Origin of the sequence: Paractinoplanes pyxinae, assembly GCF_026626335.1 — a bacterium.
GTDB lineage: Bacteria > Actinomycetota > Actinomycetes > Mycobacteriales > Micromonosporaceae > Actinoplanes > Actinoplanes pyxinae.
Map to the genome: position 1 here is coordinate 140,059 of NZ_JAPNTZ010000001.1, position 23,970 is coordinate 164,028.

The 23,970-nt window shown below is 71.4% G+C and carries 18 protein-coding genes and 2 pseudogenes; 12 read left to right on the forward strand and 8 right to left on the reverse strand.

The features are described from left to right. Window positions 1-53 precede the first annotated feature (53 nt). Both OWR29_RS00665 and OWR29_RS00670 read left to right on the forward strand, forming a co-directional pair. Window positions 54-425, forward strand: a pseudogene (locus tag OWR29_RS00665) (PA domain-containing protein); the annotation flags it as partial. A gap of 69 nt (window positions 426-494) precedes the next feature. After that, window positions 495-1,148, forward strand: a pseudogene (locus OWR29_RS00670) (M28 family metallopeptidase); the annotation flags it as partial. Window positions 1,149-1,182: 34 nt separating this feature from the next. Here OWR29_RS00670 and OWR29_RS00675 read toward each other — a convergent pair. Continuing rightward, the gene (locus tag OWR29_RS00675) at window positions 1,183-3,459 is read right to left on the reverse strand and encodes an ATP-binding protein (protein WP_267560235.1); all 2,277 of its coding nucleotides are present in this window, start codon (window positions 3,457-3,459) and stop codon (window positions 1,183-1,185) included. Window positions 3,460-3,606: 147 nt separating this feature from the next. Between OWR29_RS00675 and OWR29_RS00680 the strand changes: the two genes are divergently transcribed. Then, a complete protein-coding gene (locus OWR29_RS00680; protein ID WP_267560236.1) occupies window positions 3,607-7,293 on the forward strand; it encodes a S8 family serine peptidase in 3,687 nt (1,228 codons plus the stop codon). Between the two features lie 47 nt (window positions 7,294-7,340). On the opposite strand, the gene OWR29_RS00685 is transcribed toward OWR29_RS00680, so the two are convergent. After that, entirely contained in the window at window positions 7,341-7,958 is a 618-nt protein-coding gene (locus OWR29_RS00685) for a carboxymuconolactone decarboxylase family protein (protein WP_267560238.1), read from the reverse strand. Window positions 7,959-8,059: 101 nt separating this feature from the next. On the opposite strand from OWR29_RS00685, the gene OWR29_RS00690 reads away from it, so the two are divergent. From OWR29_RS00690 to OWR29_RS00700, 3 genes are all read left to right on the forward strand, one after another. Further along, entirely contained in the window at window positions 8,060-8,467 is a 408-nt protein-coding gene (locus tag OWR29_RS00690) for a (R)-mandelonitrile lyase (protein ID WP_267560240.1), read from the forward strand. Between the two features lie 9 nt (window positions 8,468-8,476). Further along, window positions 8,477-9,190 carry an SDR family NAD(P)-dependent oxidoreductase gene (locus tag OWR29_RS00695; RefSeq protein WP_267560242.1) on the forward strand — a complete coding sequence of 238 codons (714 nt, stop codon included), beginning with the start codon at window positions 8,477-8,479 and terminating at the stop codon, window positions 9,188-9,190. 91 nt (window positions 9,191-9,281) lie between these two features. Next, complete coding sequence (locus OWR29_RS00700) at window positions 9,282-9,584, forward strand: EthD domain-containing protein (protein ID WP_267560243.1); 303 nt, start codon at window positions 9,282-9,284, stop codon at window positions 9,582-9,584. On the opposite strand, the gene OWR29_RS00705 is transcribed toward OWR29_RS00700, so the two are convergent. Beyond that, the gene (locus OWR29_RS00705) at window positions 9,473-10,399 is read right to left on the reverse strand and encodes an oxidoreductase (protein ID WP_267560244.1); all 927 of its coding nucleotides are present in this window, start codon (window positions 10,397-10,399) and stop codon (window positions 9,473-9,475) included. The two genes, OWR29_RS00700 and OWR29_RS00705, sit on opposite strands and share 112 nt — an antisense overlap. Before the next feature lie 85 nt (window positions 10,400-10,484). Between OWR29_RS00705 and OWR29_RS00710 the strand changes: the two genes are divergently transcribed. From OWR29_RS00710 to OWR29_RS00720, 3 genes are all read left to right on the forward strand, one after another. Continuing rightward, window positions 10,485-11,303, forward strand: a complete 819-nt coding sequence (locus OWR29_RS00710) for a helix-turn-helix transcriptional regulator (RefSeq protein ID WP_267560245.1) — start codon at window positions 10,485-10,487, stop codon at window positions 11,301-11,303. 165 nt (window positions 11,304-11,468) lie between these two features. Further along, complete coding sequence (locus OWR29_RS00715; protein WP_267560246.1) at window positions 11,469-12,026, forward strand: hypothetical protein; 558 nt, start codon at window positions 11,469-11,471, stop codon at window positions 12,024-12,026. Between the two features lie 2 nt (window positions 12,027-12,028). Further along, window positions 12,029-13,435 (forward strand): dihydrolipoyl dehydrogenase family protein, encoded by a 1,407-nt coding sequence (locus tag OWR29_RS00720; RefSeq protein WP_267560247.1) that lies wholly within the window; start codon window positions 12,029-12,031, stop codon window positions 13,433-13,435. 93 nt (window positions 13,436-13,528) lie between these two features. Here the strand turns inward: OWR29_RS00720 and OWR29_RS00725 are convergent, their stop codons facing one another. After that, window positions 13,529-14,386: an AraC family transcriptional regulator gene (locus tag OWR29_RS00725; RefSeq protein WP_267560248.1), complete on the reverse strand. Its 858-nt coding sequence runs from the start codon at window positions 14,384-14,386 to the stop codon at window positions 13,529-13,531. A 95-nt stretch (window positions 14,387-14,481) separates the two neighbouring features. Between OWR29_RS00725 and OWR29_RS00730 the strand changes: the two genes are divergently transcribed. Further along, window positions 14,482-15,300, forward strand: a complete 819-nt coding sequence (locus tag OWR29_RS00730) for an SDR family oxidoreductase (protein ID WP_267560249.1) — start codon at window positions 14,482-14,484, stop codon at window positions 15,298-15,300. On the opposite strand, the gene OWR29_RS00735 is transcribed toward OWR29_RS00730, so the two are convergent. The 3 genes from OWR29_RS00735 to OWR29_RS00745 form a co-directional block, all read right to left on the reverse strand. Continuing rightward, window positions 15,297-15,890 carry a TetR/AcrR family transcriptional regulator gene (locus tag OWR29_RS00735; RefSeq protein ID WP_267560250.1) on the reverse strand — a complete coding sequence of 198 codons (594 nt, stop codon included), beginning with the start codon at window positions 15,888-15,890 and terminating at the stop codon, window positions 15,297-15,299. The genes OWR29_RS00730 and OWR29_RS00735 overlap by 4 nt on opposite strands. Window positions 15,891-15,927: 37 nt before the next feature. Beyond that, window positions 15,928-17,169: an MFS transporter gene (locus OWR29_RS00740; protein ID WP_267560251.1), complete on the reverse strand. Its 1,242-nt coding sequence runs from the start codon at window positions 17,167-17,169 to the stop codon at window positions 15,928-15,930. 88 nt (window positions 17,170-17,257) lie between these two features. Then, the gene (locus tag OWR29_RS00745; protein WP_267560252.1) at window positions 17,258-17,863 is read right to left on the reverse strand and encodes a TetR/AcrR family transcriptional regulator; all 606 of its coding nucleotides are present in this window, start codon (window positions 17,861-17,863) and stop codon (window positions 17,258-17,260) included. A gap of 61 nt (window positions 17,864-17,924) precedes the next feature. Here OWR29_RS00745 and OWR29_RS00750 point away from each other — a divergent pair, with 61 nt between their 5' ends. Both OWR29_RS00750 and OWR29_RS00755 read left to right on the forward strand, forming a co-directional pair. Beyond that, window positions 17,925-20,993 carry an alpha-mannosidase gene (locus tag OWR29_RS00750; RefSeq protein ID WP_267560253.1) on the forward strand — a complete coding sequence of 1,023 codons (3,069 nt, stop codon included), beginning with the start codon at window positions 17,925-17,927 and terminating at the stop codon, window positions 20,991-20,993. Between the two features lie 69 nt (window positions 20,994-21,062). Then, window positions 21,063-23,069: an alpha-1,4-glucan--maltose-1-phosphate maltosyltransferase gene (locus tag OWR29_RS00755; RefSeq protein ID WP_267560254.1), complete on the forward strand. Its 2,007-nt coding sequence runs from the start codon at window positions 21,063-21,065 to the stop codon at window positions 23,067-23,069. Here OWR29_RS00755 and ppk2 read toward each other — a convergent pair. Then, window positions 23,059-23,955, reverse strand: a complete 897-nt coding sequence (ppk2, locus tag OWR29_RS00760; RefSeq protein WP_267560255.1) for a polyphosphate kinase 2 — start codon at window positions 23,953-23,955, stop codon at window positions 23,059-23,061. The genes OWR29_RS00755 and ppk2 overlap by 11 nt on opposite strands. Window positions 23,956-23,970 lie beyond the last annotated feature (15 nt).

Genomic DNA, 23,970 nt, shown 5'->3' on the forward strand with positions numbered 1-23,970 from the left:
TCACCCTCGACCCGATCAACTTCGTGCAGAGCTGGACCGAGAACAGCCCGCCCATGCTGAACCGGACGGCCCCCACCGCCAAGGCCTACGTCCCGAACGAGGATTTCTACACGTTCCAGCCCTCGCCCGCGGGCGACGTGACGGCCCAGGTGCAGGGCGTCGACCTCACGCTGCCGCCGAGCCCGGCGCCCGCGTCGACCAGCGGCTGCGAGGCCGCCGATTTCAACGGTTTCGTCGCGGGCCGGATAGCGCTGATTCAGCGGGGCACGTGCGCATTCGCGACGAAGGTGCGGAACGCGGGATTCGCCGGCGCCTCCGGAATCATCATTTTCAACGAGGGGCAACCCGGGCGTACCGACGCTTTCCCGATCGACATCGGGGAATGGCGGGCGAATATCCCGATGGTCTTCGCCGATTTCGCCGTCGGGAACGAGCTGGCCGCCATTCCAGGCGCCACCGTCCGGCTCAAGGTCGATGCCACCCTGACGCTGGGCACCGACCACAACGTCATCGCCGAGACGCGGCTGGGCAACCCGAAGAACGTCGTGATGGTCGGCGCCCACCTCGACAGCGTGCCGGCCGGTCCGGGCATCAACGACAACGGCTCGGGCACCGCCGCGATCCTGGAGACCGCTTTGCAGATGCGGTATTTCCCCGTACGCAACAAGGTCCGCTTCGCCTTCTGGGCCGCCGAAGAGATCGGGTTGCTCGGCTCCGACCAGTACGTCGAGGGCCTGACCGCCGCCCAGCGGGACAGGATCCGGCTCTACCTCAACTTCGACATGGTGGCCTCGCCCAACTACGCCTACAAGATCTACGACGGTGACGACTCCGACGCGGTGGGCTCGCCGGCCGGACCGCCCGGTTCGGCGCAGATCGAGCGGCAGCTCGCGGCCTTCTTCGACCGCCGCGGCCTCGGCCACGTCGGCACCGACTTCGACGGCCGCTCCGACTACGGCCTGTTCATCGCGACCGGCATCCCCGCCGGCGGCATCTTCACCGGCGCCGAGGGCATCAAGACACCGGAAGAGGCGGCCCTGTTCGGCGGCACCGCCGGCGTCGCCTACGACATCTGTTACCACCAGGCCTGCGACACCGTGGCCAACCCGAACATGACCGCGCTGGACGTCAACGCCGACGCCATCGCCGACTCGACGGCCCGGTTCGCCTTCAACACGAGCGCTATCCCGTGACCGCGGTGGCCGTCCGGCTCAGCAGCCGGGCGGCCTCCCGGCCCCAAGCCGGCAGGCCCTTGACGTCGACCAGGGCCAGCGCCGCCGCGGCCTCGGCCCGGCCCTCGGCCCGCTCGCCCCGCGCGAGCAGCAGTTCCGCGAGCGCGGTGCGAGCCGGGATCAGCGGCCACGCCGCACCGACCCGATCGGCCTCGGCGATCACCTCGCGCAGGCCCTGCTCGGCGACCTCGACGTCGCCCTGCCGGTACCGCAGGCGGGCGAGGTACAGCCGGGCGTCCGCCATGGCCAGCGGCAGCCGGTACGGCCGGGCCAGGAAGCGCAGCAGCCGCTGTTCCAGCCCGGCCCGCCGGTCGACCGCCAGGTCCAGCCCGAAGCTGGTCAGCTCGACCACGGGCCGCAGCCGTTCGTAGTCGGCGTCGTCGACCAGCCGGCTCCCGGTCGCCAGCATCGTGGCGGCCAGCGTGGTGTCGCCGACGTGCAGCGCGCCCTGGGCCCAGTTCAGGCAGGCGCGGGCCCGCTCGCGGGGGTGGCCGGCGAGGCCGGCGGCGGCCGCGGTGACGGCGTGGCCGGCCGTGGGGTCGCCGCTCTCCAGCAACAGGGACAGCCGGGCGATCTCGACCGCGAGGACGGCCGACGGGTCGCCCGACCGGGCCGCGGCGGCGGCCGCCTCGGTCCAGCGGGCCTGATGCTCGGCCAGGTGCCGGTCGGCCACGGTGTCCGGGGCGGACAGCACGGCCAGCGCCCGGGCCCGCGTCCCGTGGTGCCGCAGGTACGGCACCGCCCGTTCGATCTCCTCGTAGCCGGCCCGGGCCTCGCCCTGCTGGCGCAGCATCCGGCCGAGGGCCAGCCCCAGCTCGCCGCGGGCGCCCGGGGGCAGGCGGCGGTCGGCGATCAGCTCGCGCAGCACCGGGATGGCGGAGGCCTGCGCGACGCTCTCGATGGCCGAGCGGCCCAGCTTGACGGCGAGGCGGGCGCGGACCCGGCGCGGCACGTCCGGGCTCTCGACGGCGCCGAGCAGGAAGCGGGCGGCCGTGCCGTCGTCGCCGCGGGCGGTGGCCAGCCCGGCGGCGGCCTCGGCGTTGCGGACGTGGTCGGCCTGGCTGCCGGCCTCGCGGTAGTGGTGGGCGAGCCGGGCGTACGGGCGGGGTTGCTGGTCCTCGAGCAGGCGGGCCGTGCGCAGATGCAGCAGGCGGCGGGTGACCGGGGGCAGCAGTTCGTGCACGACCTGGCGGGCGAGGGTGTGCCGGAACCACAGGCGTCCCTCGCGCTGGTGCAGAAGCCCGGCCGCACGGGCCTGCTGCAGGGCGGCGGTGATCGTGTCCTCTTCGGCCTGGACGATCGCCGCCAACGGCCACGGATCGGCGGCCTGACCCAGCACGGCGGCCGCGCCGAGAATCTCGCGGGCGGCCTCGTCGAGGCCCTGCAGGCGGGCGACCAGGACGTCGCGCAGCAGGGCCGGGACGGCGAGGTCGGCCAGGCGGTCGGGGTGCGGGCGGTCGGCGCCGGCGCCGCCGTCGGTCAGCAGCGACCGCACGACCTCCTCGACGAGGAACGGGATGCCGGCGGTGCGCTCGTACAGGTGGCCGGCGAGCGCGCCCGCGTCGGACCCTTCCAGCAGAGCGGAGCCGAGCCGGCGGACCTCGGGGCGGGTCAGCGGCGGCACCCGCAACCGCCGCAGCGCCGGACCCGGGTGCCAGCCGGGCGGAAGCTCACCCTCGCGCACGGTGATCAGGATCGTCAGCCCGGGCACGGCAAAGGCGCCGAGATGGTCGAGCAGTTGCAGGGTGGCCGGATCGGCCATCTGCAGGTCCTCCAGCGCGAGGACCATCGGCGCCAGCGCCGCCAGCAGGGCGGCTGCCGCTCGCAGCAGCCGGGCGCGTTCGGCGTCGAGATCGAGCAGTGGCGCCGGGGCGGGCGGAAGCCGGTCGGCCAGGGACGGCAGCAGCCGGGCCAGGACACCCGCCTCCGCGTCCGGCGTCCGCATCGGCGGCAGGGTGCCGGTGGTGTGCGCGACCCGCAGTCCATCCAGGAGCGGCCCGAGCGGCTGCGGCTCGCGCAGGTCGTCGCAGTGGGCCACCACCACGGGCCGCCCGCTGTCCTCGAGCGACTCGGCCACCAGCCGGCTCTTGCCGACGCCGGGCTCGCCACTCAGCAGCACGAGGGCCGAGGGCCGGGCCAGTTCGGCGCGCAGAGCGGCGAGCAGGCGGCGCCGCCCGACGAAGGGGCCCGGCGTGGGCAGCGCGAAGAACGAGGTCAGCTGAGACACCGGAAGGGACGATAGTCCGGCCTGTTTCGGGCAGCTACTCATTCGGTTTCCATCTTGTTAACGACCAAGATCGACACCGGATGGATCGATCGCGGTGCTTATAGCGTCACCGGCACTTCAGGCCTCTGATCGAGTCGAGGTGTTCCGTTGTCGCCCATCCCATTCGGCCGGTCCGTGCCGCTCATCGTCGCGGCCGTGACCGCGCTGGCCGTGACCCCGCCGGCGCCCGCCCAGGCCCACGCTCCCGCCCCTGGTGCTCCCGCCGCGAAGAGCTCCGGTTCTCCCGCCGCCAAGAGCTCCAGCACGACGATCACCCTGATCACCGGCGATCAGGTCACCGTCCGCCCCGGCGCCGTCGTGGTGCGCGGCCCGGACGGCGAACCCGTCGGCGCCCACATCACCACCGTCGGCCCCGACACGTACGTCTACCCGGACAGCGCCCTGCCCTACGTCGGCGCCGGCCGGCTCGACAAGCGGCTGTTCAACGTCACCTACCTGCTGCGCGAGGGGTACGGCGACAGCGCGACCGGTCAGTTGCCGGTCATCCTCGGCTACCAGGACGCCGCCACCGGCCGCCGCGCCGACAGCGTTCCCGAGGCCGGCACCGAGCTCCGGGCTCTGCCCAGCATCCGGGGCCGCGTCGTGGGCGCGGACCGCGACCGGGCCGACGAGTTCTGGGCGTCGCTGACCGGCACGTCGATGCGCGGCACCTCCATGCGCGGCACGTCGATGCGGTCCACCTTCGCCCACGGCATCAGCCGGGTGTGGCTGGACGGCAAGGTGCACGCCGATCTCGCCGACAGCGTGACCCAGATCGGCGCCCCGTCGGTGTGGGCCGGCGGCAACGTCGGCGACGGCGTCGATGTCGCCGTGCTGGACACCGGCGTCGACGCCGGGCACCCCGACCTGGCCGGCCAGATCGAGGCCGGCGCCAGCTTCGTGCCGGGCGAGGACGTCACCGACGGGCACGGGCACGGCACCCACGTGGCCTCGACCATCGCCGGCACCGGGGCCGGATCCGGCGGCCGCGAGCGCGGGGTCGCCCCCGGCGCCGACCTTGAGATCGGCAAGGTGCTGGACAACGGCGGCTCCGGCCAGGACTCCTGGATCATCGCCGGCATGGAGTGGGCGGCCCGGGAGCGCAAGGCCAAGGTCGTCAGCCTGAGCCTCGGCGGCGACCCGACCGACGGCACCGACCCGATGAGCCTGGCCGTCAACCAGCTCAGCGCCGAGACCGGCGCCCTGTTCGTCATCGCGGCCGGCAACAGCGGCCCCACCGAGACCACCGTGGGGTCGCCCGGCGCGGCCGACGCCGCCCTCACCGTGGGCGCGGTCGACGGCGACGACCACCTGGCCGAGTTCTCCAGCCGCGGTCCGCGCTTCGTCGACGGCGCGCTCAAGCCGGAGATCACCGCACCCGGGGTGGACATCGTCGCCGCCCGCGCGGCCGGCACCACGATGGGCCAGCCCGTCGACGAGCTCTACACCACGGCCTCCGGCACCTCGATGGCCACGCCGCACGTGGCCGGCGCGGCCGCCCTGCTCGCCGCGCAGCACCCGGACTGGACCGGCGGGCAGCTCAAGGACGCCCTGGTGAGCACGGCCAAGCAGACGCCCGACTACGACGCGTACGAGGCCGGCAGCGGCCGCCTCGACATCGCGGCCACCACCAAGGCCACCGTCTTCGCCTCGGCCACCGCCTACCTCGGCATCCACCCGCTCGAGGACGAGCCGACCGGCACCGTCGAGCGGACGATCACGTACACCAACACGGGCACCGCCGCTGTCGACCTGCAGCTGACGGTCGAGGGCATCGACTTCCTGAAGCTCTCGGCATCGCACGTGACCGTGCCCGCCGCCGGCAACGCCACCGTCACCGCCACGGTGGACTTGAGCCGTACGGGGGAGAAGGGCCGGCACACCGGAAGCGTCGTCGCCACCGCCACCGGCGGCGTGCGCGTGGCCGACACGGTCGTCGGGATCAGCACCGAGGACCAGCCCCGGCACCTGACCATCACCCCGACCGGCCGCAACGGCGAGCCCATGCCCGGCGAGATCCTGATGCTGCGCGAGGGCGACCCGGCCGGCGCCTACTACAACTTCCTCACCCTCGACGGCCGTCCGATCGACGTGCTCGTGCCGGACGGCCGGTACGCGGTGTGGATGTGGGGCGACGTCGAGGGCAGCCACGGACCCAACTCCCGCGGCATGGCCCTGGTCACCGCGCCCACCGTGGTCGTCGAGAAGAACACCGCGGTCGCGCTGAAGGCCTCGGCCACCCGAGAAGTGCAGGCCATCACGCCCAAGGCCTCGGCCACTTCCGAGGTCCGGCTCGACTACCACCGCGAGCTGGGCGACACGGCCGAGGCCACCGACGCGTACATCATTCCCCGCTACTACGACAGCATCTGGGTCACGCCCGGTCAGAAGGTTCGCGACGGCAAGATGTCGATCACGGCTCGCTGGCGCAAGACCGAGCCGTTGCTGACGATCGGCGACTCGTTCGACGATCTGACGCTCATGTCCGGCTCGACCGTGCCGGCCGAGGGCGATCGGAAGCTGCCGGCCGTGTTCGCCGGCCAGGGCGCCACCGCCGACTTCGCCCGGGTCGACGTCAAAGACAAAATTGCGGTAGTACGCCGGGACGACCTCGACGGTCAGGTCGAGGCGGCCGAGAAGGCGGGGGCGGCGGTGCTCGCGGTCGTCAACAACGAGCCCGGCCGCTACTTCGACGCCACCCGCAAGACGAAGCTGGCCGTGGTCTCGCTGACCCAGGACAACGGCGAGCGCCTGATCGCCCAGCTCGGCCGGGGCCCGCTCAGCCTGCGCGTCACCTCCGACCCGACCACCGACTACCTGTACGACCTGGTCCGCTACTGGCCGGCCGGGACGCCCAAGTCGCTCACCTACCGCCCGTCCGAGCGCGAGCTGGCCCGGGTCGACGTCGACTTCCGGAGCACCTCCGACCGGGAGATCTCCGAGAAGCGGTTCGACAAGAACCCGGACATGCCGGTGAAGGTCGGCTCGACCACGATCATGCGGTCCGACCGGTTCCGCACCGACTGGGTCACCGCCCAGAACGACGTCCGCTGGTCGACCGACATGGACGACTGGTACTCGTTCCAGCTCGGCGGCGACACCACCTACCAGGCGGGCAGCCGGACGAGCGAGACGTGGCTGGGCGCGATCCAGCGTCCGCGCATCAACGAGGCGGTCACCCTGCCCCGCCGGGACGGCGACCGGATCGTGGCCGAGATCCCCGGCTGGGGCGACTCCGGCGCCAACCATGCCGGAGTCGCCTTCCCGGACGGCGGCGAGATGACGGCGACCCTGTCGCAGGGCCGGAAGGTGATCGAGCAGAACACGTACAACTGGATCGACACCAATTCCGGCCTGAGCCCTCAGCGTCTTCCGTACGGCCTGGTCGTCACGACCAAGCGGGACTCCACGAAGTACCCGTACTCGGCCACGACACGGACGGCCTGGAACTTCTCCTCGGACGCCAGGACGGCCCGCCTGCCGCTGATCCAGCTCGACTACCGGGTCGCCACGGACATCGCGCACCGGGCCGCCCGCTCGACCGCGATCACGGTCGTCCCGTCCCACCTGACCGGCGCCCCCAGCACCAAGGCCATCACGTCGGTCACGCTCGAGGTCTCGTACGACGGTGGCGCCACCTGGATCCGCCAGCGCTCACAGAGGTCGAAGGACGGCTGGACGACGGATCTGCGGGCCCCGAAGCCGGCCCAGCACGTCTCGCTGCGGACCACGGCCCGCGACGCGTACGGCAACAGCGTCGAACAGACCATCACCAAGGCCTTCGGCCTGAAGTGACCGACCGGCCGGGCCGTGACATCCCCCCGTCGCGGCCCGGCCCTCTGTCAGCGCTTCGCGAGAACCGCGTCCAGGGTGCGTCCGGCCGTGTCGGCCTGGTTCGGGCCGACCTCCGTACGCAGAACCTCTACCAGCTCGCGCAGGTCGGCCTCGGTCAGGCCGGTGTTCAGACCGATGTTGAGATGGGACGCCAGCTGCGACCCGGTGCCGGTCAGGGTGGCCAGCGCCGAGATGGTGGCGATCTCACGGCTCTTCCAGTCCAGGTTGTCGCGGGCGAAGATGTCGCCGAACAGGTGGGCCTTGAGGAACTGGTCGACGGCCGGGGCGAAGTCGAACAGCGGGCCGGCGACCGGCGCTCCGGACAGCTGTGTCTGGTTGCGGGTGCCCAGTTCGAGCAGGTCGGTGCCCTCGGGCAGCGGGGTGGGCTCGGGCCCGGTCTCGTCGGTGACACCGCGCTTCCGGCGCTTCCCGAGCACGGCCATGAACGTGCCGAGCGCGTTCAAGGCCCGGGGAAAGCCGGCGTACGCGTACATCTGGACCAGCACTTCTTTGATCTGGTTGATCGTGAGGCCGGCGTCGAGGCCCCGGTTCAGCGCCTCGTCCAGGCGCTCGAGGTCGCCGGCGGCGGTGAAGGCGCCGATGGCGACGATCGCTTTGTTGTCCACGAGCCCACGCTACGGCCGCCGCGAGCCCCGAAGGGTGCTCTGTCGGTACCCGTTTCACCAGCCCCTCGCACCGGCCCGGCATCTGGTGTTGTCTGGAGGCCATGGAACTCAGGACCGTCAAGCCGACCGTCAAGCAGCCCGGCGCCAACTTCACCGGCGACGTCTACATGACGCCGATCCAGGTCGGGGCCGCCCCGTCGCGGATGACCGTGGCGCTGGTGCGATTCACCCCCGGGGCGCGGACGAACTGGCACCGGCACGACGTCGGGCAGACCCTGCACGTCACCGAGGGGGTCGCCCTGGTCGGCACCCGCAACGGCGATGTCGTCCGGGCCCGGGCCGGCGACACGGTCGTCTGCCCGCCCGGCGAGGAGCACTGGCACGGCGCGACCGCCGACACGTTCATGAGCCACCTGGCCATGCTCGAGGTCAACACCGACGGCAGCGACCCCACCACCTGGCTCGAGCCCGTGCCCGGCGACGCGTACGAGGTCGCGAACAAGCAGTGAGGGGCAGCCGTGGCACGCGTCTTCATCACCGGGTCGGCTGACGGGCTCGGCCGCCTGACCGCCACCACGCTGCTCGCCGAGGGGCACGAGGTGGTTCTGCACGCCCGCAGTGCCGAGCGCTTGACTGCCGTACGGGACCTGCTCGACCGCGGCGCCGCCGGCGTCACCGGCGATCTGGCCGACCTCGGCGAGACGCGCGGGGTGGCCGAGCAGGTCAACCGGCTGGGCCCGGTCGACGCGGTGATCCACAACGCCGGCGTCTACGGCGGCCCGCAGGTCATGCGGGTCAACGTCGTGGCGCCGTACGTGCTCACCGCGCTCATCGAGCGGCCGCGCCGGCTGGTGTACCTGACCAGTGGCATGCACAGCGGCGGCCACGCCGACGTGTCCCGCCTGACCCGCCGCGGCTCCTACTCCGACAGCAAGCTGTTCGTCACGACGCTGGCTCTCGCTGTGGCGCGACTGTGGCCCGGGGTGCCCAGCAACGCGGTGGACCCGGGTTGGGTGCCGACCCGGATGGGCGGCCCGGGCGCCCCCGACGACCTGAGGCTGGGCCACCTCACCCAGGAGTGGCTGGTCACGAGCGACGACCCGCGAGCCGTCAGCACCGGCGGTTGCTGGTTCCACCAGCGGCGACGGGAGCCGCCGCCGGCCGCTGCCGACGAGCAGTTCCAGCAGCGGTTGCTGGCCGGGCTGGCCGAGCTCACCGGTTTCCGGGTGTGACGAAGGGTAGAACGTTCGGTATTGCCAATCCTGGCGGCGCGGTCTAGCGTTCGGGTGAACAGAACGATCGTTTCACTCGAGGAGCAGAGCCATGCCCACCAAGATCACGCTGGTCATCGACAACCCGGAGAACCCGGACGAGTTCGAGAAGGTCTACGCCGAGGTGCGGTCGGCCGCGGCGACCTTCCCGGACGTGCGGCGGGTCGAGTCGGCCAAGGTGTGGCCGAAGGAGGACGGCACCGCCACGCCGGCGTACCGGACGCTCGACCTTTACTTCGACAGCTACGAGGACGCCTCGGCCGCGGTGGCCACGCCGGTCGCGGGCGCCGTGTTCGGTGGGCTCATCGGGACGGCGGTGCCGTTCAAGGGCTTGTTCTCGGACATCGAGGAGTAATCGGTGGAGCGGGACAGCTCCGCCCAGGCGGTGAGGTCCCGGTCGACGGCGTCACGGCCGGCCCGGATGATCCGCAGCGCGTCCGAGCCGAGAACGAGGTGGCTCGGCGGCTGCGGGACATCGAGGATGTGCAGGACGGCGGAGGCCGCGCGGGCCGGGTCGCCGAGCTGCCGGCCGCTGGCCTCTTGGCGGGCCCGGCGGATGGGGCCGAACAGGTCGTCGTAGTCGGCGATCGTGCGCGGGGCCCGGGTCATCGAGCGGCCGGCCCAGTCGGTGCGGAACGACCCGGGCTCGACCGCGGTGACGTGGATGCCGAAGCCGGCGACTTCCCTGCCCAGCGATTCGAGGATGCCTTCGAGCGCGTACTTGCTGCCGCAGTAGCCCGAGACGCCGGGGAAGCCGGCCAGGCCGCCCATCGAGGTGACGCCGACAATGTGGCCGCGGCGGCGTTCACGCATGGACGGCAGGACGGCCTGGATGGTGGCGGCCGCGCCGAAGACGTTGACGTCGAACTGCGCCCGCAGCGCCGCCAGGGGCGTCTCCTCGAAGGTGCCCTCCAGCCCGTACCCGGCGTTGGCGATCAGCACGTCGATCGGGCCGACGGTCCGCTCGACCTCGGCCACCGTGGCGAACACGGCGCGCTCGTCGGTGACGTCGAGAACCCGGGCGTGGGCGCGCCCGCCCCGGAAGGCGGCCGCGTCGGCATCCTTGCGGACGGTGCCGACGACGGTGTGCCCTGCCTCCAGTGCGGCGAGCGCGAACGCCCGGCCGAGTCCGCTGCTGACGCCGGTGATCAGGAAAGTCTTGGTGGTCATGCCGCAATCGTCGGTGCCGGCGCCGCCCGCAACCAGGACAAGCCGCACCCAGGCACGAACACGGCCGTCGGCCTAGCGTGGAACGGTGACCAGCAATCTGGGCGAGTTCCTCCGCGCGCGCCGAGCCCGTCTGCAGCCGGAGGACGTCGGGCTTCCCTCGTACGGGCCACGGCGGGTCGTGGGGCTGCGGCGTGAAGAGGTGGCCGTGCTGGCCGGCATGAACACCGACTACTACGCCCGTCTCGAGCAGGGCCGCGAGCGCAGCCCGTCGCCGCAGGTCCTCGAGGCGATCGGCAACGCCCTGCGCCTGGACGACCCGGCCCGCGAGCACCTGTTCCGGCTGGCCGGGGCAGCACCCGGCACGCGCCGATCGCCCCGCGAGACGGTCGGTGCGCCGCTGCGCCACCTGCTCGACGGCTACGCGAGCGTCCCGGCTTTCGTGCTGAACCCGGCCAAGGACTTCCTGGCCGCGAACGCCCTGGCCGAGGCGCTGTTCTCGCCGTTCCGCGCCCTGGACAACCTCGCCTTCATGGCTTTTCTCGACCCGGCGGCGCGCACCTTCTTCGCCGACTGGGACCGCTTCGCCGAGTCGGTCGTGGCCGGCCTGCGCCACGCCGATGGCCTCGATCCCCGCTATCCCCGCCTGCGAGAAGTAGTGGGCTTGCTGACCGCGAAGAGCCGGGAGTTCGCCGATCTGTGGTCGTCGCAAGCCGTCTACGGCAAGAGCCAGGACCCGACTGAGCTCGTCCACCCGGACGTCGGGCCGCTCGCGCTGGTGTCCCAGTCCTTCGACGTACGCGGGGCCGCCGGCCAGCTGCTCGTCGTCTATCAGCCCGAGCCCGGCAGCCCCAGCGCTCAGGGCCTCACCTTGCTCGGCGCCCTGCACGCCACCCGCCGCGCCTGAGCGGGCAGCCGGGACCGCGCTTCCGACGGCCGTTCTCGCTGACCTTCTTGTGACGAACCTAGCGAATAGAACGTTCGGTCTTGACATCTTCCTCGGCGCGCAGTCATCGTGGTAGGCGACAGAACGTTCGTTCTCCCTTGACCGGGAAACTGAGAGGGCTCGACCATGACCACTGTTGCCGCCACCGGCATCTCGACCACCGCGGCCGCCCTGCGGCGGCTGTACTTCGCGCGGGCCGCCTTCGCCGTCGTCTGGGCCGGCGTGACGTTCGCGGTCGCCGACGAGCTGACCGCGCTCACCACCACGCTGCTCGTCATCTACCCGCTGGTCGACGTGGCCGCCGCCGTCATCGACGCCCGCGCGTCACGCGCCTCCGGGTCGCCGGTCCTGCTCTACGTGAACGTCGTGGTCAGCCTGCTCGCCGCGGCCGGTCTGGCCGTCGCCGGCTCGTCCGGCATCCCGGCCGTGCTGCGGGTGTGGGGCGCCTGGGCCGTCGTGGCCGGTCTGGTCCAGCTCTTCGTCGGCGTGACCCGCCGGAGGATGGGCGGCCAGTGGCCCATGATCATCAGCGGCGGCCTCTCCGTGCTCGCCGGTGGATCGTTCATCGCCGGCGCCTCGGCGGCCGACCCCGCGGTCACCAACGCGGTCGGCTACGCCATCCCCGGCGCCATCTTCTTCCTCATCGCCGCCATCCGGCTCGGCCGCACCGCGAAAGGCAACTGACCATGAGCGAGACCACGTACGACGTCATCGTGATCGGCGCCGGCCCGGTCGGGGAGAACATCGCCGACCGCCTGGTGCAAGGCGGCCTCACCGCGGCCATCGTCGAGCGGGAACTGGTCGGGGGCGAATGCTCCTACTGGGCCTGCATGCCGACGAAGGCGCTGCTGCGCAGCGGAAGCGCGTTGCGGGCGGCCCGGCAGGTGGCCGGCGCGCGCGAGGCGGCCACCGGCAACCTGGATGCGGCGGCGGTGCTCGCCCGCCGTGACGGCTTCGCCTCCAACTGGAAGGACGACGGTCAGGTGTCCTGGCTCGAATCGGCCGGGATCAAGCTGTACCGGGGTCAGGGCCGGATCGTTGCGGAGCGCGTCGTCGAGGTGGCCGGGACCTCCCTCACCGCCCGGCACGCGGTGGTCGTGGCGACCGGTTCCGGCGCGCTGGTACCTGACATCGAGGGTCTGCGCGAGGCGAAGCCGTGGACCAGTCGGGAGGCGGCCGCGGCGAGCGCGGTTCCCGGCCGGCTGGCCATCATCGGGGGTGGCGTGGTGGCCTCCGAGATGGCGACCGCGTACAACAGCCTCGGCGCGAAGGTCACGATGCTCGCCCGCGACGGCGTGCTGCACCAGGCCGAGCCGTTCGCGGGGGAGCGGGTCACCCAGGCGCTGCGCGAGTCCGGAGTGGACGTCCGGGTCGGGGCCGAGGCGGTGTCGGTGTCGCGCGACGAGGCCGGGACCGTGCACCTCACGCTGGCCGACGGCGCGCGGGTCGAGGCCGACGAACTGCTGGTCGCGATCGGGCGTACGCCCAACACGCAGGACATCGGTCTCGAGACCATCGGATTGAAGCCGGGCTCGTGGCTGACGGTCGACGAGGCGCTGCGCGTCGACGGGGCCGGCGACTGGCTCTACGCCGCGGGGGACGTGAACCGGCGGGTGCTGCTGACCCACCAGGGCAAGTACCAGGCACGGGCGCTGGGCGACGCAATCGTGGCCCGGGCCAAGGGCGAGAAGGCTGATACCGGTCCGTGGGGCCGGCACGCGGTGACGGCCGACGAGCGGGCGGTGCCGCAGGTCGTGTTCACCGACCCCGAGGTGGCGTCGGTCGGGCTGACCGCCGCCGCGGCCGAGGAAGCCGGGCTGCGTACGCGGGTCATCGACTACGACCTGGGCGCGGTCTCCGGCTCGGTGCTGCACGCCGAGGGCTACCAGGGCCACGCGCGCATGGTCGTCGACGAGGACCGCCGGGTGATCGTCGGCTTCACGCTGGTCGGCCCGGACGTGGCCGAGCTGGTCCACGCGGCCACGATCGCCATCGTCGGCGAGGTGCCGATCGACCGGCTGTGGCACGCCGTCCCCTCGTTCCCCACGGTCAGCGAGGTCTGGCTGCGCCTGCTCGAAACGTACGGCCGATGACTTTCGCGATCGGACGTGCCTTGAGCCCCACGTCCTGAGCGCGAAGGAGACGGCGGTCCGCTCGGTTCCCCCCGGAGCGGGCCGCCGTCGTCGTCATGCGCGGCGCGCGTCCTCGCTCGGCGGGACGCCGAAGAGCCGGCGGTACTCGCGGCTGAACTGCGACAGGCTCTCGTAGCCGACCGCGTGCCCGACCCCGGCCACGTCGCCGGGTGCGGCCGACAACCGGATCCGGGCCTCCTGCAGGCGCAGCTGCTTCTGGTACTGCACCGGGCTCATCATGGTGGCCGCCCGGAAGTGCCGGTTCAGGGTGGCGACGCTGACACCGACGTGCCGGGCGAGGTCGTCGGCCCGTACGGCGTGGTCGAAATGGTCCTCGAGCCACCGGGCGGCACGACGGGCGATCGTGAACCGCTCGTCGGCCCGCCCGACCTGACGGACCAGCCCGCCCAGCGGTCCGGTGAGCAGCAGCCAGTGGATCTCGCGCTCGACGCCGGGGGAGAGGATGGCGAAGTCCCGCGGCCGTTCGACCAGACGCAGCAGCCGCAAGATCGCGCCCAGCAACTCGTCGTCGGCCGGGGCGACCCCGGCGCCGGGCCCGGCAGCCTCGCGCGCGGCCAGATCGGGCGCTTCGAGCAGCAGCTCGGCGATCAGCTCGGGTCGCAGACGCACCCCGGCCGCCAGGAACGGGTCGGCCCGCGTGATCCGGGCCGTGACCGCCAGCTCGAGCGAGAAGATCAGGTATTCGCCGGCGCCGTAGCGGAACTCGTGCCCGGCCAGCGCCATCCGCTTCTCGCCGGCCACCACGACGGCGACCATCGGCTCGACATGCGAGCAGTACGGCTCGGAGCTGGTGGTCGCCACCGACACCAGCGAACCGGGCAACCAACTGCCCCGGGCGACCGTGCCGTGCAGCCGGGGGATCAGCTCGCGCAGCTCAGCCAGGACATCCACGCCGGGAGTATGGCAGCCGCGGCTGTGAGCGGATCAGGCATCGGCCTGCGCGCAACGGTCTAGGGTTCAGCCGCGGCCGAGCCGACGATTGATCCATGACGCAGACAGTCCTTATCACCGGAACCTCCAGCGGCCTGGGCCGGGCCACCGCCGAACTCTTCCAGGCCAAGGGCTGGAACGTCGTGGCCACGATGCGCCGCCCTGAGGCGGAGACCGAGCTGACCCGGCTCGACAACACTCTGGTGACCCGGCTCGACGTCGAGGACCCGGCCTCGATCACCGCGGCCGTGCAAGCCGGCCTCGACCGCTTCGGGCGCCTCGACGCGCTAGTCAACAACGCGGGGTACGGCGCGTACGGCCCGCTGGAGTCGACGCCGATGGCCAAGATCCGCCGCCAGTTCGAGGTCAACGTGTTCGGGCTGCTGGCGACGACCCAGGCCGTGCTGCCTCACTTCCGTTCACAGCGCGCCGGCGTGATCGTCAACATCTCGTCGATCGGCGGCCGCATGGCGTTCCCGCTCGGCACGCTCTATCACGGCGCGAAGTTCGCGGTCGAGGGCCTGTCCGAGTCGCTGGCCTACGAGCTGGCCCCATTCGGCGTACGCGTGAAAATCGTCGAACCCGGCGGCATCCGCACCGACTTCGGCGGCCGCTCGCTCGACTTCAGCAACGACCCGCCGATCGCCGACTACCAGCCGACCGTCGGCAAGGTGCTCGACGTGCTGGGCCCGCTGACCGCCGAGGGCTCCGAGCCGTCGGCCATCGCCGAGACGGTGTTCGCCGCGGTCACCGACGAGTCCGGCCGCCTGCGCCACGAGGCGGGCGCCGACGCCGTCCAGATGCTCGATTCCCGGCGCACGACCGACGACGCGACCTTCCTGGCCGGCATCAGGGACCAGTTCGGCCTTCGCTAGCCGGCGGTGGCGGGCCGGCGCTCGCCGTGGATGCGGACCAGGCCCTCGACGCCGCGGAGGAACGTGTCGACGACCAGGGCGGGGTCGAAGAGGCAGCCGGCGGCCATGGCGCCGTCGCGCAGCATCACGAAGTGGCGGGCGGCGGCGTCGGACGAATCTTGGGCGACCTGGGCCATCAGCGTGGTCAGCGTGTCCAGGAACCACTGGCGGTGGGCGATGATCTGCTGGTGCACGGGGTGGGCCGGGTCGGGGAACTCCGCGGCGGCGTTGAGGAACGCGCAACCGCGGAAACCGGGACGGCGGATCATGCCGGCGATGGTGTCGGCCACCGCCAGCAGCGAGTCGGCCGCCGTCGAGTGGGCGGCGATGGCGGCGGTGATGGCGCCCCGTTCCATCTGGTGCACCTCTTGCAGATAGGTGACCACCAGGTCGTCCTTGCTGGGGAAGTGCCGGTAGAAGGTGGCCCGGGTCACCTTGGCCTCGGCGATGATGCGGTCGACGCCGACCGAGTGGATGCCGTCGGCGTAGAAGACTGCCGTGGCCGTACTGAGAAGCCTCTGCCGAGCCTCGGAGGGTGCGCCGCGCATCATGACCCCATCTTAGCGAATAGAACGTTCGGTCTGCAGTTCAGCGAACCCGGCGGACGCGGGTCACACCGAGCGCGCCGAGGATGCCGAACAAGGCCCCGCCGAGGAACAACCCGGGATAGCCGAAGGCGGCGATGACCCCGGGCGCCGCGATGGGGATGAGCGACTGCGGCAGCGACTGGGCGAGGTTGGCCACGCCGAGATCCTTGCCCGCGTCCTGTTCGCTGGGCAGCACGTCGGCGATGAGCGCGAGCTCGACGGCGAAGAAGGCGCCCACGCCCGCTCCGAGGATGAACTGGCCCAGCAGCATGACCGGGATCGTCGACGAGATTGCGATGACGGTGAGGCCGACGGTGGCGATCAGCGAGGAGAGGATGACGAACGGCTTGCGCCGGCCGAGCTTGTCCGAGAGCCAGCCCAGCACGGGAGTGACCAGCAGCAGGCCGACCGCGTTGACCAGCACGGCCTGGAACACCATGGTCGGCGCCTCGTCGTCGCTGACACCGAACTCCGCGATCAGGAAGTACGTCAGGTAGCTGGTCGCGGTGAACTGGGTGGTGTTGAGGAAGAACCGGGTCAGCCAGGCCCAGCCCAGGTCGGGGTAGCGGCGGGGGTTGAACACGAACGACCCGAACAGCGTCTTCACGTCGAGCCGGTCGACGGGCTGCTCGGTGCGGACCTTGTCCCTGATCGGCGCGACCACCGCGAGCATCAACACGACGCCGAACAGGCTGGGCACGAGGCTCTGCAGGGGGCCGATGGGGAACAGCTGCACGAGGAAGGTGGCGCCGACGCCGCCGACGTTCTGGGCCAGGCTGATGAACGAGGCGACGCGTCCGCGCCGGCCGGGTTCCACCTGGTCGGGCAGCAGGGCGATCAGGGCGGCGAGCGAGAAGTTGAGCCCGATCTGGGCCACGCTCCAGCCGAGCAGGACGACAGGCACGTTCGGCGCGTACGCGATGACGGCGATCCCGGCGTAGCCGATGACCGCGCCGCTGAAGATCCACGGCTTGCGCATGCCGAACCGGCTCATGGTGCGGTCGGACAGCCGCCCCGCGAGGGGGTTGGTGACGAACGAGAAGAAGGCGCCCACGCCGAGCACGAGGCCGAGGTTGGCCGCCGCGCCGTCCACGTCGAGTTCGCGCAGGCGCAGGGCGATCGTGACGGCCAGCGGCGGCACCAGGGCGATCGACCAGCCGAGCAGGGCAAGGGGGATGGCGGCGACGGCGTACCGGGATCGTGCGGGTGCTTCGGCGCGCGCCAGAACAGACTGTTCGTCCACGTCAGAGTCCTCTGAGCTGAGGGAATGCGGCGATGACGGCCGCGTGAGCGAACCGTAACACCGAATTGTTCCGAGTGGAACTTTTTGTTTACGAGGCCGGCGCGAGCAGGCTTTCGAGCAGGGCCATGCCGGCCCGCATGTCCGCCTCGGGGTCGAGCAGCCACTGCGTGGACAGGCCGTCCAGCGCGGCGATCAGCAGGGCGGCCGCCGTCTCGAGCGGGATGTCGGCGCGCACCGTGCCCTGCTCCCGCGCGAACTCCAGCAGGGTCAGCGCCTGCTTGCGCAGCGACCGGTAGCGCTCGCGGAAGAACTCGCGCGAGTGCTCGTTGCCCGGCTCGAGGGCACGGGCGACCATGCTGTGCCGCAGCGCCATGAGCCCGGGCGCCTGCTGCGCGTAGTGGACGGCCATGGCCGCGAAGCCGGGCGCCCGATCGTGGCCGGCCTCGTGCGCCTCTTCCAGGGCTTGGCGGTCCTTCTCGCGCAGCACTTCGAGGAAAAGCTCCTCTCGGGTCTCGAAGTAGCGCCGGAGCGCGGCGTGGCTGACCCCGATGGCCTCCCCGATCGCCCGCAGCGAGGTGCCCTCGAAGCCGAGGTCGGCGTAGACCTCGACGGCGCGGTCGAGGATCTGCTGACGGCGCTGGATCCCCTTGGGGTAGCGCCCCCGCGAACCCGTGCCCGACACCGGCGAAGTCATGGTCACAGCCTAGTGAAACGCAAAAGTTCCATGTGGAACTTTTCGTGTTACCGTTCCGGCCATGCATGACAACGACGGCCAGGCGCTGCTGCGCATCGGCAATGTTCTGAGCAACCAGCTGGGGCCGCGCCTGTACCGGCGGATCTCGCCGCTGACGGTGACGGCGTGGGAGGCGCCCGGCGAGCCGGTCCCGTTCGCCGAGGCGGTGGCCCAGTCCTTCGAGCCGTTCGCGGCCGGGCAGGGGTGGAGCAAACCCTGGGGTACGACGTGGTTCCACATCACCGGCGAGGTGCCCCCGGGTTGGGGCAGCCCCGGCACGGCCGTCCAGCTGCTGGTCGATCTGGGGTTCAGCGGGCTGCTGCCGGCCTTCCAGGCGGAGGGGCTGGCGTACCGGCCCGACGGTTCGATCGTCAAGGGCATCGAGCCGTTCAACCACGTGGTCGACCTCGACCCGGCCGGCGACGCGGAGGTCGACTTCTACGTCGAGGCGGCGTCGAACCCGAACATGCTCGAGCACTTCTTCGCGACGACCCTGGCCCCGGCGGCCGGCGGCGCGCCGCTGCCGTCCGGCTTCGCCTCGCCCCGTCGTGCGGACGTGACCCACCTGGGCGACAAGGCGACCGCGGGCACCGAACCTATCTACACGCTGCGCCGGATCGCCTTGGTCGAGCGCGATCTCGCGGTGGACGGGCTGTTGCGCGACGCCGCAGCCCTGATGGGACTGATGCGCGAGCTCGACGCCGCCTCGCCCCGGCGGGCCGCGATCCGGCACGCGCTCGAGCGGATGTGTGACGTCCTCGATCCCGACGACATCGGGAACACGGTCGCGGCTGCCGCCGGTGAGCTGCGTACGGTGCTGGCCTCGCCCGCCCATCCCAGTGCGCACTCGATCGTCGCCGTCGGGCACGCACACCTCGACTCGGCCTGGCTGTGGCCGACCCGCGAGACGGTCCGCAAGGCCGCGCGGACGTTCTCGAACGTTCTGACCCTGATGGACGCCGACCCCGGCTTTGTCTTCGCGGCCTCCAGCGCTCAGCAGTTCGACTGGGTCAAGCAGTTCTATCCGGCGCTGTTCGAGCGGATCCGGGCCCGGGTCCAGGAAGGACGGTTCATCCCGGTCGGCGGCATGTGGGTCGAGAGCGACACCAACATGCCCGGCGGGGAAGCTCTCGTCCGGCAGTTCCTGCTCGGGCAGAACTTCTTCTACCGCGAGTTCGGCGTCGTCTCGCGCGAGGCCTGGCTGCCCGACTCGTTCGGCTTCACCGCGGCGCTGCCGCAGATCGCCCGGGGCGCCGGCGCGAACAGCTTCCTGACCCAGAAGCTCTCGTGGAACGACACCAACCGGATGCCGCACCACACCTTCCTGTGGGAAGGGCTCGACGGCAGCCGCATCTTCACGCACTTCCCGCCCAACGACACGTACGGCTCCGACCTCGGCCCCGGCGATCTGGCCAAGGCCGAGCGGCAGTACGCCGAGCGCGGCGCCTCGAACGTGTCGCTGACCCTGTTCGGGTGGTCGGACGGCGGCGGCGGCCCCACCCCGGAGATGCTGGCGGCGGCCCACCGCAACCGCGACCTGGAGGGTGCTCCCCGCGTCACGCTGGGCTCCCCGGCGCAATTCTTCGACGAGGCCAAGCGGACCCTGCCCGAGCCGGCCGTCTGGTACGGCGAGATGTATCTCGAGGGCCACCGCGGCACGTACACCAGCCAGGCCCGCACCAAACAGGGCAACCGGCGCAGCGAGCATCTGCTGCGCGAGGCCGAGCTGTGGAACGCGACCGCGGCCGTGCGGGGGCTGATCGATTATCCGTACGAGGAACTGGAATCGATCTGGCAGACGGTCCTCCTGCTGCAGTTCCACGACATCCTGCCCGGCTCGGCCATCGCCTGGGTGCACGACGAGGCCGAGGAGGACTACCGGCGGATCGCGACCCGGCTCGAGGAGCTCATCGGGGCCGCGCAACGGGCTCTGGCCGGGCACGGCAGCAAGCGGATCGTGTTCAACGCGGCTCCGGTGCCGGCCGGCTCGGTTGCGGCGCTGGGTGCAGGTTCGGCGGTGGTGAGCCCGGCGGTGGCGCCCGTCCGGTCCGGCGACGGGTACGAGCTGAGCAACGAGCACGTTGTCGCGGGCTTTGATGCGTACGGCGCAATTAGCTCTTTTGTCGATCGGCGGACCGGGCGGCAGCTGATCGCACCGGGTGCGGCGGCCTCGGTGCTGCAGATCTTCCGTGACACGCCGGCCATGTTCGAGGCCTGGGACATCGACCGTTCCTACCGGCGGTCGATGACCGAACTGCGCACCCCGGAGGCGGTCGAGATCGCCGGCGACTCGCTGGTGGTGAACCACACTTACGGCAAGTCGTCGATCGTCCAGCGGTACTGGCTGGCCGGCGACGACAGCGAGCTGCAGATCGAGACGACCGTCGACTGGCACGAGCAGGAGAAGCTCCTCAAGCTGGCCTTCCCCCTCGACCTGCGGGCCGACCAGGCCGCCTCGGAGATCCAGTTCGGGCACGTCCGGCGCCCGACCTACGTCAACACCTCGTGGGACCACGCCCGCTTCGAGACTGTGGCCCACCGCTGGGTGCACGTGGGGGAGGGGGACTTCGGCGCGGTGGTGGCCAACGGGTCCACCTACGGCCACGACATCACCCGGGCCGTCCGGGCCGACGGCGGAACCACCACGCTGGTCCGCGAGTCGCTGCTGCGCGGCCCGAAGTATCCCGACCCGCAGGCCGACCAGGGCCTGCACGTGCTGCGGACCGCCCTCGGCGTCGCGCCCGGCGTCCTCGATGCGGTCGCGGCCGGCTACCGGATCAACCTGCCGGCCCGCACGCTCGACGACGCCGGGCACAGCGTGGAACCCGTGGTCGCCGTCTCGGCTGAATCGGTGCTGGTGGAGGCGGTCAAGCTGGCCGAGGACCGCTCGGGCGACCTGATCGTCCGGCTGTACGAGGCGGCCGGCGCCCGCACCCGGACGACCGTCGAGCCGGGCTTCGGCTTCACCACCGCGCGGGCGACCGACCTGCTCGAGCGTGATCTCGGCGGGCGTACCTGGCAGTCCCGGGACAGCATCGAGCTCGACCTGCGTCCCTTCGAGATCGTCACGCTGCGGATCAGCCCGTTCTGATCAGGTGTCGCCGGCGGGCGCGGCGGGAACATGAGGTGGGACACACACGACGAGCTGCGAGGTGTCCCGATGACCGAAGCCGTCCGCCACTCGATCGGCCGGATCCCCGTGGTCGGGGTCGGGCCGGTTGTCGAGCACCGGGAACGGCCGGCCAAGTCGGTCACCGGCGAGGAGTTCGACGTCACGGCCACCGTGTTCCGCGAGGGGCACGACGCAGTCAACGCGACGGTTGTGCTCACCGACCCCGACGGGAACGAGCACCCCGTGGCGATGACCCGGGTCAATGCCGGGCTGGACGCCTGGGTCGCCACGGTCAGCGCCGACCGGCCCGGCGCCTGGTCGTACCGGGTGGAGGGGTGGTCCGACCCGTACGGCACCTGGTTCCACGACGCCGTCATCAAGGTCGGCGCGGGCGTCGACGTCGACCTGATGCTCGAGGAGGGGGCCCGGCTCTTCGAACGGGCGGTGGCCGAGGCGCCGCGGGGCAAGGAACAGACCGAGGTGCTGACCGGCGCCATCGACGGGCTGCGGAACACCGGTCTGCCGCCGGAGGCCCGGCTGAGCGCCGGCGTGAGCGCCGAGGTGCGGGCCGAGATGGGCGCCCGGCCGCTGCGCGACTTCGTCAGCGCGTCGCCTGAACATCCCTGGCTGGTCGAGCGGGAAAGGGCGCTCTACGGGGCGTGGTACGAGATCTTCCCGCGCTCCGAGGGTGCCTGGTACGACGAGAACGCCGGCCGCTGGCACAGCGGCACCCTGGCCACCGCGGCCGAACGGCTGGACGCTGTCGCCGCGATGGGCTTCGACGTCGTCTATCTGACCCCGATCCACCCGATCGGCCGGGTCAACCGCAAGGGCCGCAACAACTCGCTGGTCGCCGAGCCGGCCGACCCCGGTTCCCCGTACGCGATCGGGTCGGCCGACGGGGGCCACGACGCCATCCATCCCGACCTCGGCACGTTCGACGACTTCGACGCCTTCGTGGGCCACGCCCGCGGGCTCGGGCTGGAGGTGGCGCTCGACCTGGCCCTCAACTGCGCGCCCGACCACCCGTGGGTGGCCGCCCACCCGGAATGGTTCATCACCCGGGCCGACGGTTCCATCGCGTACGCCGAGAACCCGCCCAAGAAGTACCAGGACATCTATCCGCTGAACTTCGACATCGACCCCGAGGGCCTGTACGCCGAGATTCTGCGGATCGTGCGGGTCTGGCTGGACCACGGTGTGACCATCTTCCGCGTCGACAACCCGCACACCAAGCCGCTGTGGCTGTGGGAACGCCTGATCGCCGACGTGGCCGCCGACCACCCGGACGTCGTGTGGCTCGCCGAGGCGTTCACCCGGCCGCCGATGATGCACACGCTGGCCAAGGTGGGCTTCCAGCAGTCGTACACGTACTACGCCTGGCGTCACACCAAGCACGAGCTCACCGAGTACTGCGCGGAGCTGGCCGGCCCGGCCGCCGCGTACATGCGGCCCAATTTCTGGCCGACCACGCACGACATCCTCACGCCGTTCATGCAGCGCGGCGGGCCCGAGGCGTGGAAGATGCGGGCGGCCCTGTCGGCGACGCTGACCCCCAGCTACGGCATCTACGCCGGGTACGAGCTGATGGAACACGTGGCCCGGCCCGGCGCCGAGGAGCAGATCGACAACGAGAAGTACGAGTACAAGAACCGGCGCTGGGCCGAGCTGGACGAAGGCGCCACGCTGACGCCGTACCTCCGAAAGCTCAACGAGATCCGGCGCGCCCACCCCGCCCTGCACTGGCTGCGCAACCTGCGCTTCCACCACGCCGACGACGACAACGTGCTGGTCTTCTCGAAACTGCGCCGCGTGTACGACCGTGACGACGTCATCGTCGTGGTGGCCAACCTCGAACCCGACCACACGCGGGACACGTGGATCCACCTGAACCTGCCGGACCTGGGCCTGGGCTGGGACAGCGGTTTCGTGGCCCACGACCTGGTCACCGGCGAGCACTGGAACTGGGGGCAGCACAACTTCGTACGGCTGGGACCGGCCACCGAGCCGGTCCACATCATCCACGTGGTGTCGGACGCGCCGGTCAGTCCTTGATCGAGTCCCGGCCGCGCTGAACGATCAGCGGATCGGCCGGGTAGACCACCGACGTGTCCTTGTCGTCGTAGTCGAACTGGTTCAGGAAGAACCGCATCGCGTTGATGCGGGCCCGCTTCTTGTCGTTGCTCTTGATCGACGTCCACTGGGCGTAGTCGGTGTCGGTGTGCTCGATCATGGCCTCTTTGGCCGTGGTGTAGTCGTCCCAGCGGTCCAGCGATTCCAGGTCCATGGGCGACAGCTTCCATCGGCGCACCGGGTCGATCTGCCGGATCGCGAACCGGGTCCGCTGCTCCGACTGGGCGACCGAGAACCACAGCTTGGTCACCGAGAAACCGCTCTCGATCAGCATCTTCTCGAACACCGGGGTCTGCCGCAGGAAGACGTCGTAGTCGTGGTCGTCGACGAAGCCCATGACCCGCTCGACGCCGGCCCGGTTGTACCAGGACCGGTCGAACAGCACGATCTCGCCCGCGGTGGGCAGCCGTTCGACGTACCGGTGGAAATACCACTGGCCCAGCTCGGTGTGGGTCGGCTTGGTCAGGGCGACCACCCGGGCCGCCCGCGGGTTGAGATGTTCCATGAACCGCTTGATCGTGCCGCCCTTGCCCGCGGCGTCCCGGCCCTCGAACAGGATGACGTGCTTGGAGCCCGTCTCTTGCGCGCAGTTCTGGAACTTCAGCAGCTCGATCTGCAGCTGATACTTCTCTTCCTCATAGACGTCGCGGTCGAGGCGTTCGTCGTACGGGTAGTCCTCGCGCCACGTCTCGACCGGGTTGCCACCCGGATCGATCAGGTCAGGGTCGGACAGGTGAGCGTCGTGCCGCACGCTGTAGCCGTCCCGCAGCAACTGGTCCAGATACTCCCGGAAATTCTCACGCACCACGCCCCCAGTATGCGG

Coding starts and splice junctions, on each gene's coding strand:
- OWR29_RS00745 (WP_267560252.1), bottom strand. CDS start 17,863: ATGACTTCGCCGGTGTCGGGCACGGGTTCGCGGGGGCGCTACCCCAAG.
- OWR29_RS00735 (WP_267560250.1), bottom strand. CDS start 15,890: ATGATGCGCGGCGCACCCTCCGAGGCTCGGCAGAGGCTTCTCAGTACG.
- OWR29_RS00755 (WP_267560254.1), top strand. CDS start 21,063: ATGACCGAAGCCGTCCGCCACTCGATCGGCCGGATCCCCGTGGTCGGG.
- OWR29_RS00705 (WP_267560244.1), bottom strand. CDS start 10,399: ATGACCACCAAGACTTTCCTGATCACCGGCGTCAGCAGCGGACTCGGC.
- OWR29_RS00700 (WP_267560243.1), top strand. CDS start 9,282: ATGCCCACCAAGATCACGCTGGTCATCGACAACCCGGAGAACCCGGAC.
- OWR29_RS00750 (WP_267560253.1), top strand. CDS start 17,925: ATGCATGACAACGACGGCCAGGCGCTGCTGCGCATCGGCAATGTTCTG.
- OWR29_RS00690 (WP_267560240.1), top strand. CDS start 8,060: ATGGAACTCAGGACCGTCAAGCCGACCGTCAAGCAGCCCGGCGCCAAC.
- OWR29_RS00730 (WP_267560249.1), top strand. CDS start 14,482: ATGACGCAGACAGTCCTTATCACCGGAACCTCCAGCGGCCTGGGCCGG.
- OWR29_RS00720 (WP_267560247.1), top strand. CDS start 12,029: ATGAGCGAGACCACGTACGACGTCATCGTGATCGGCGCCGGCCCGGTC.
- OWR29_RS00715 (WP_267560246.1), top strand. CDS start 11,469: ATGACCACTGTTGCCGCCACCGGCATCTCGACCACCGCGGCCGCCCTG.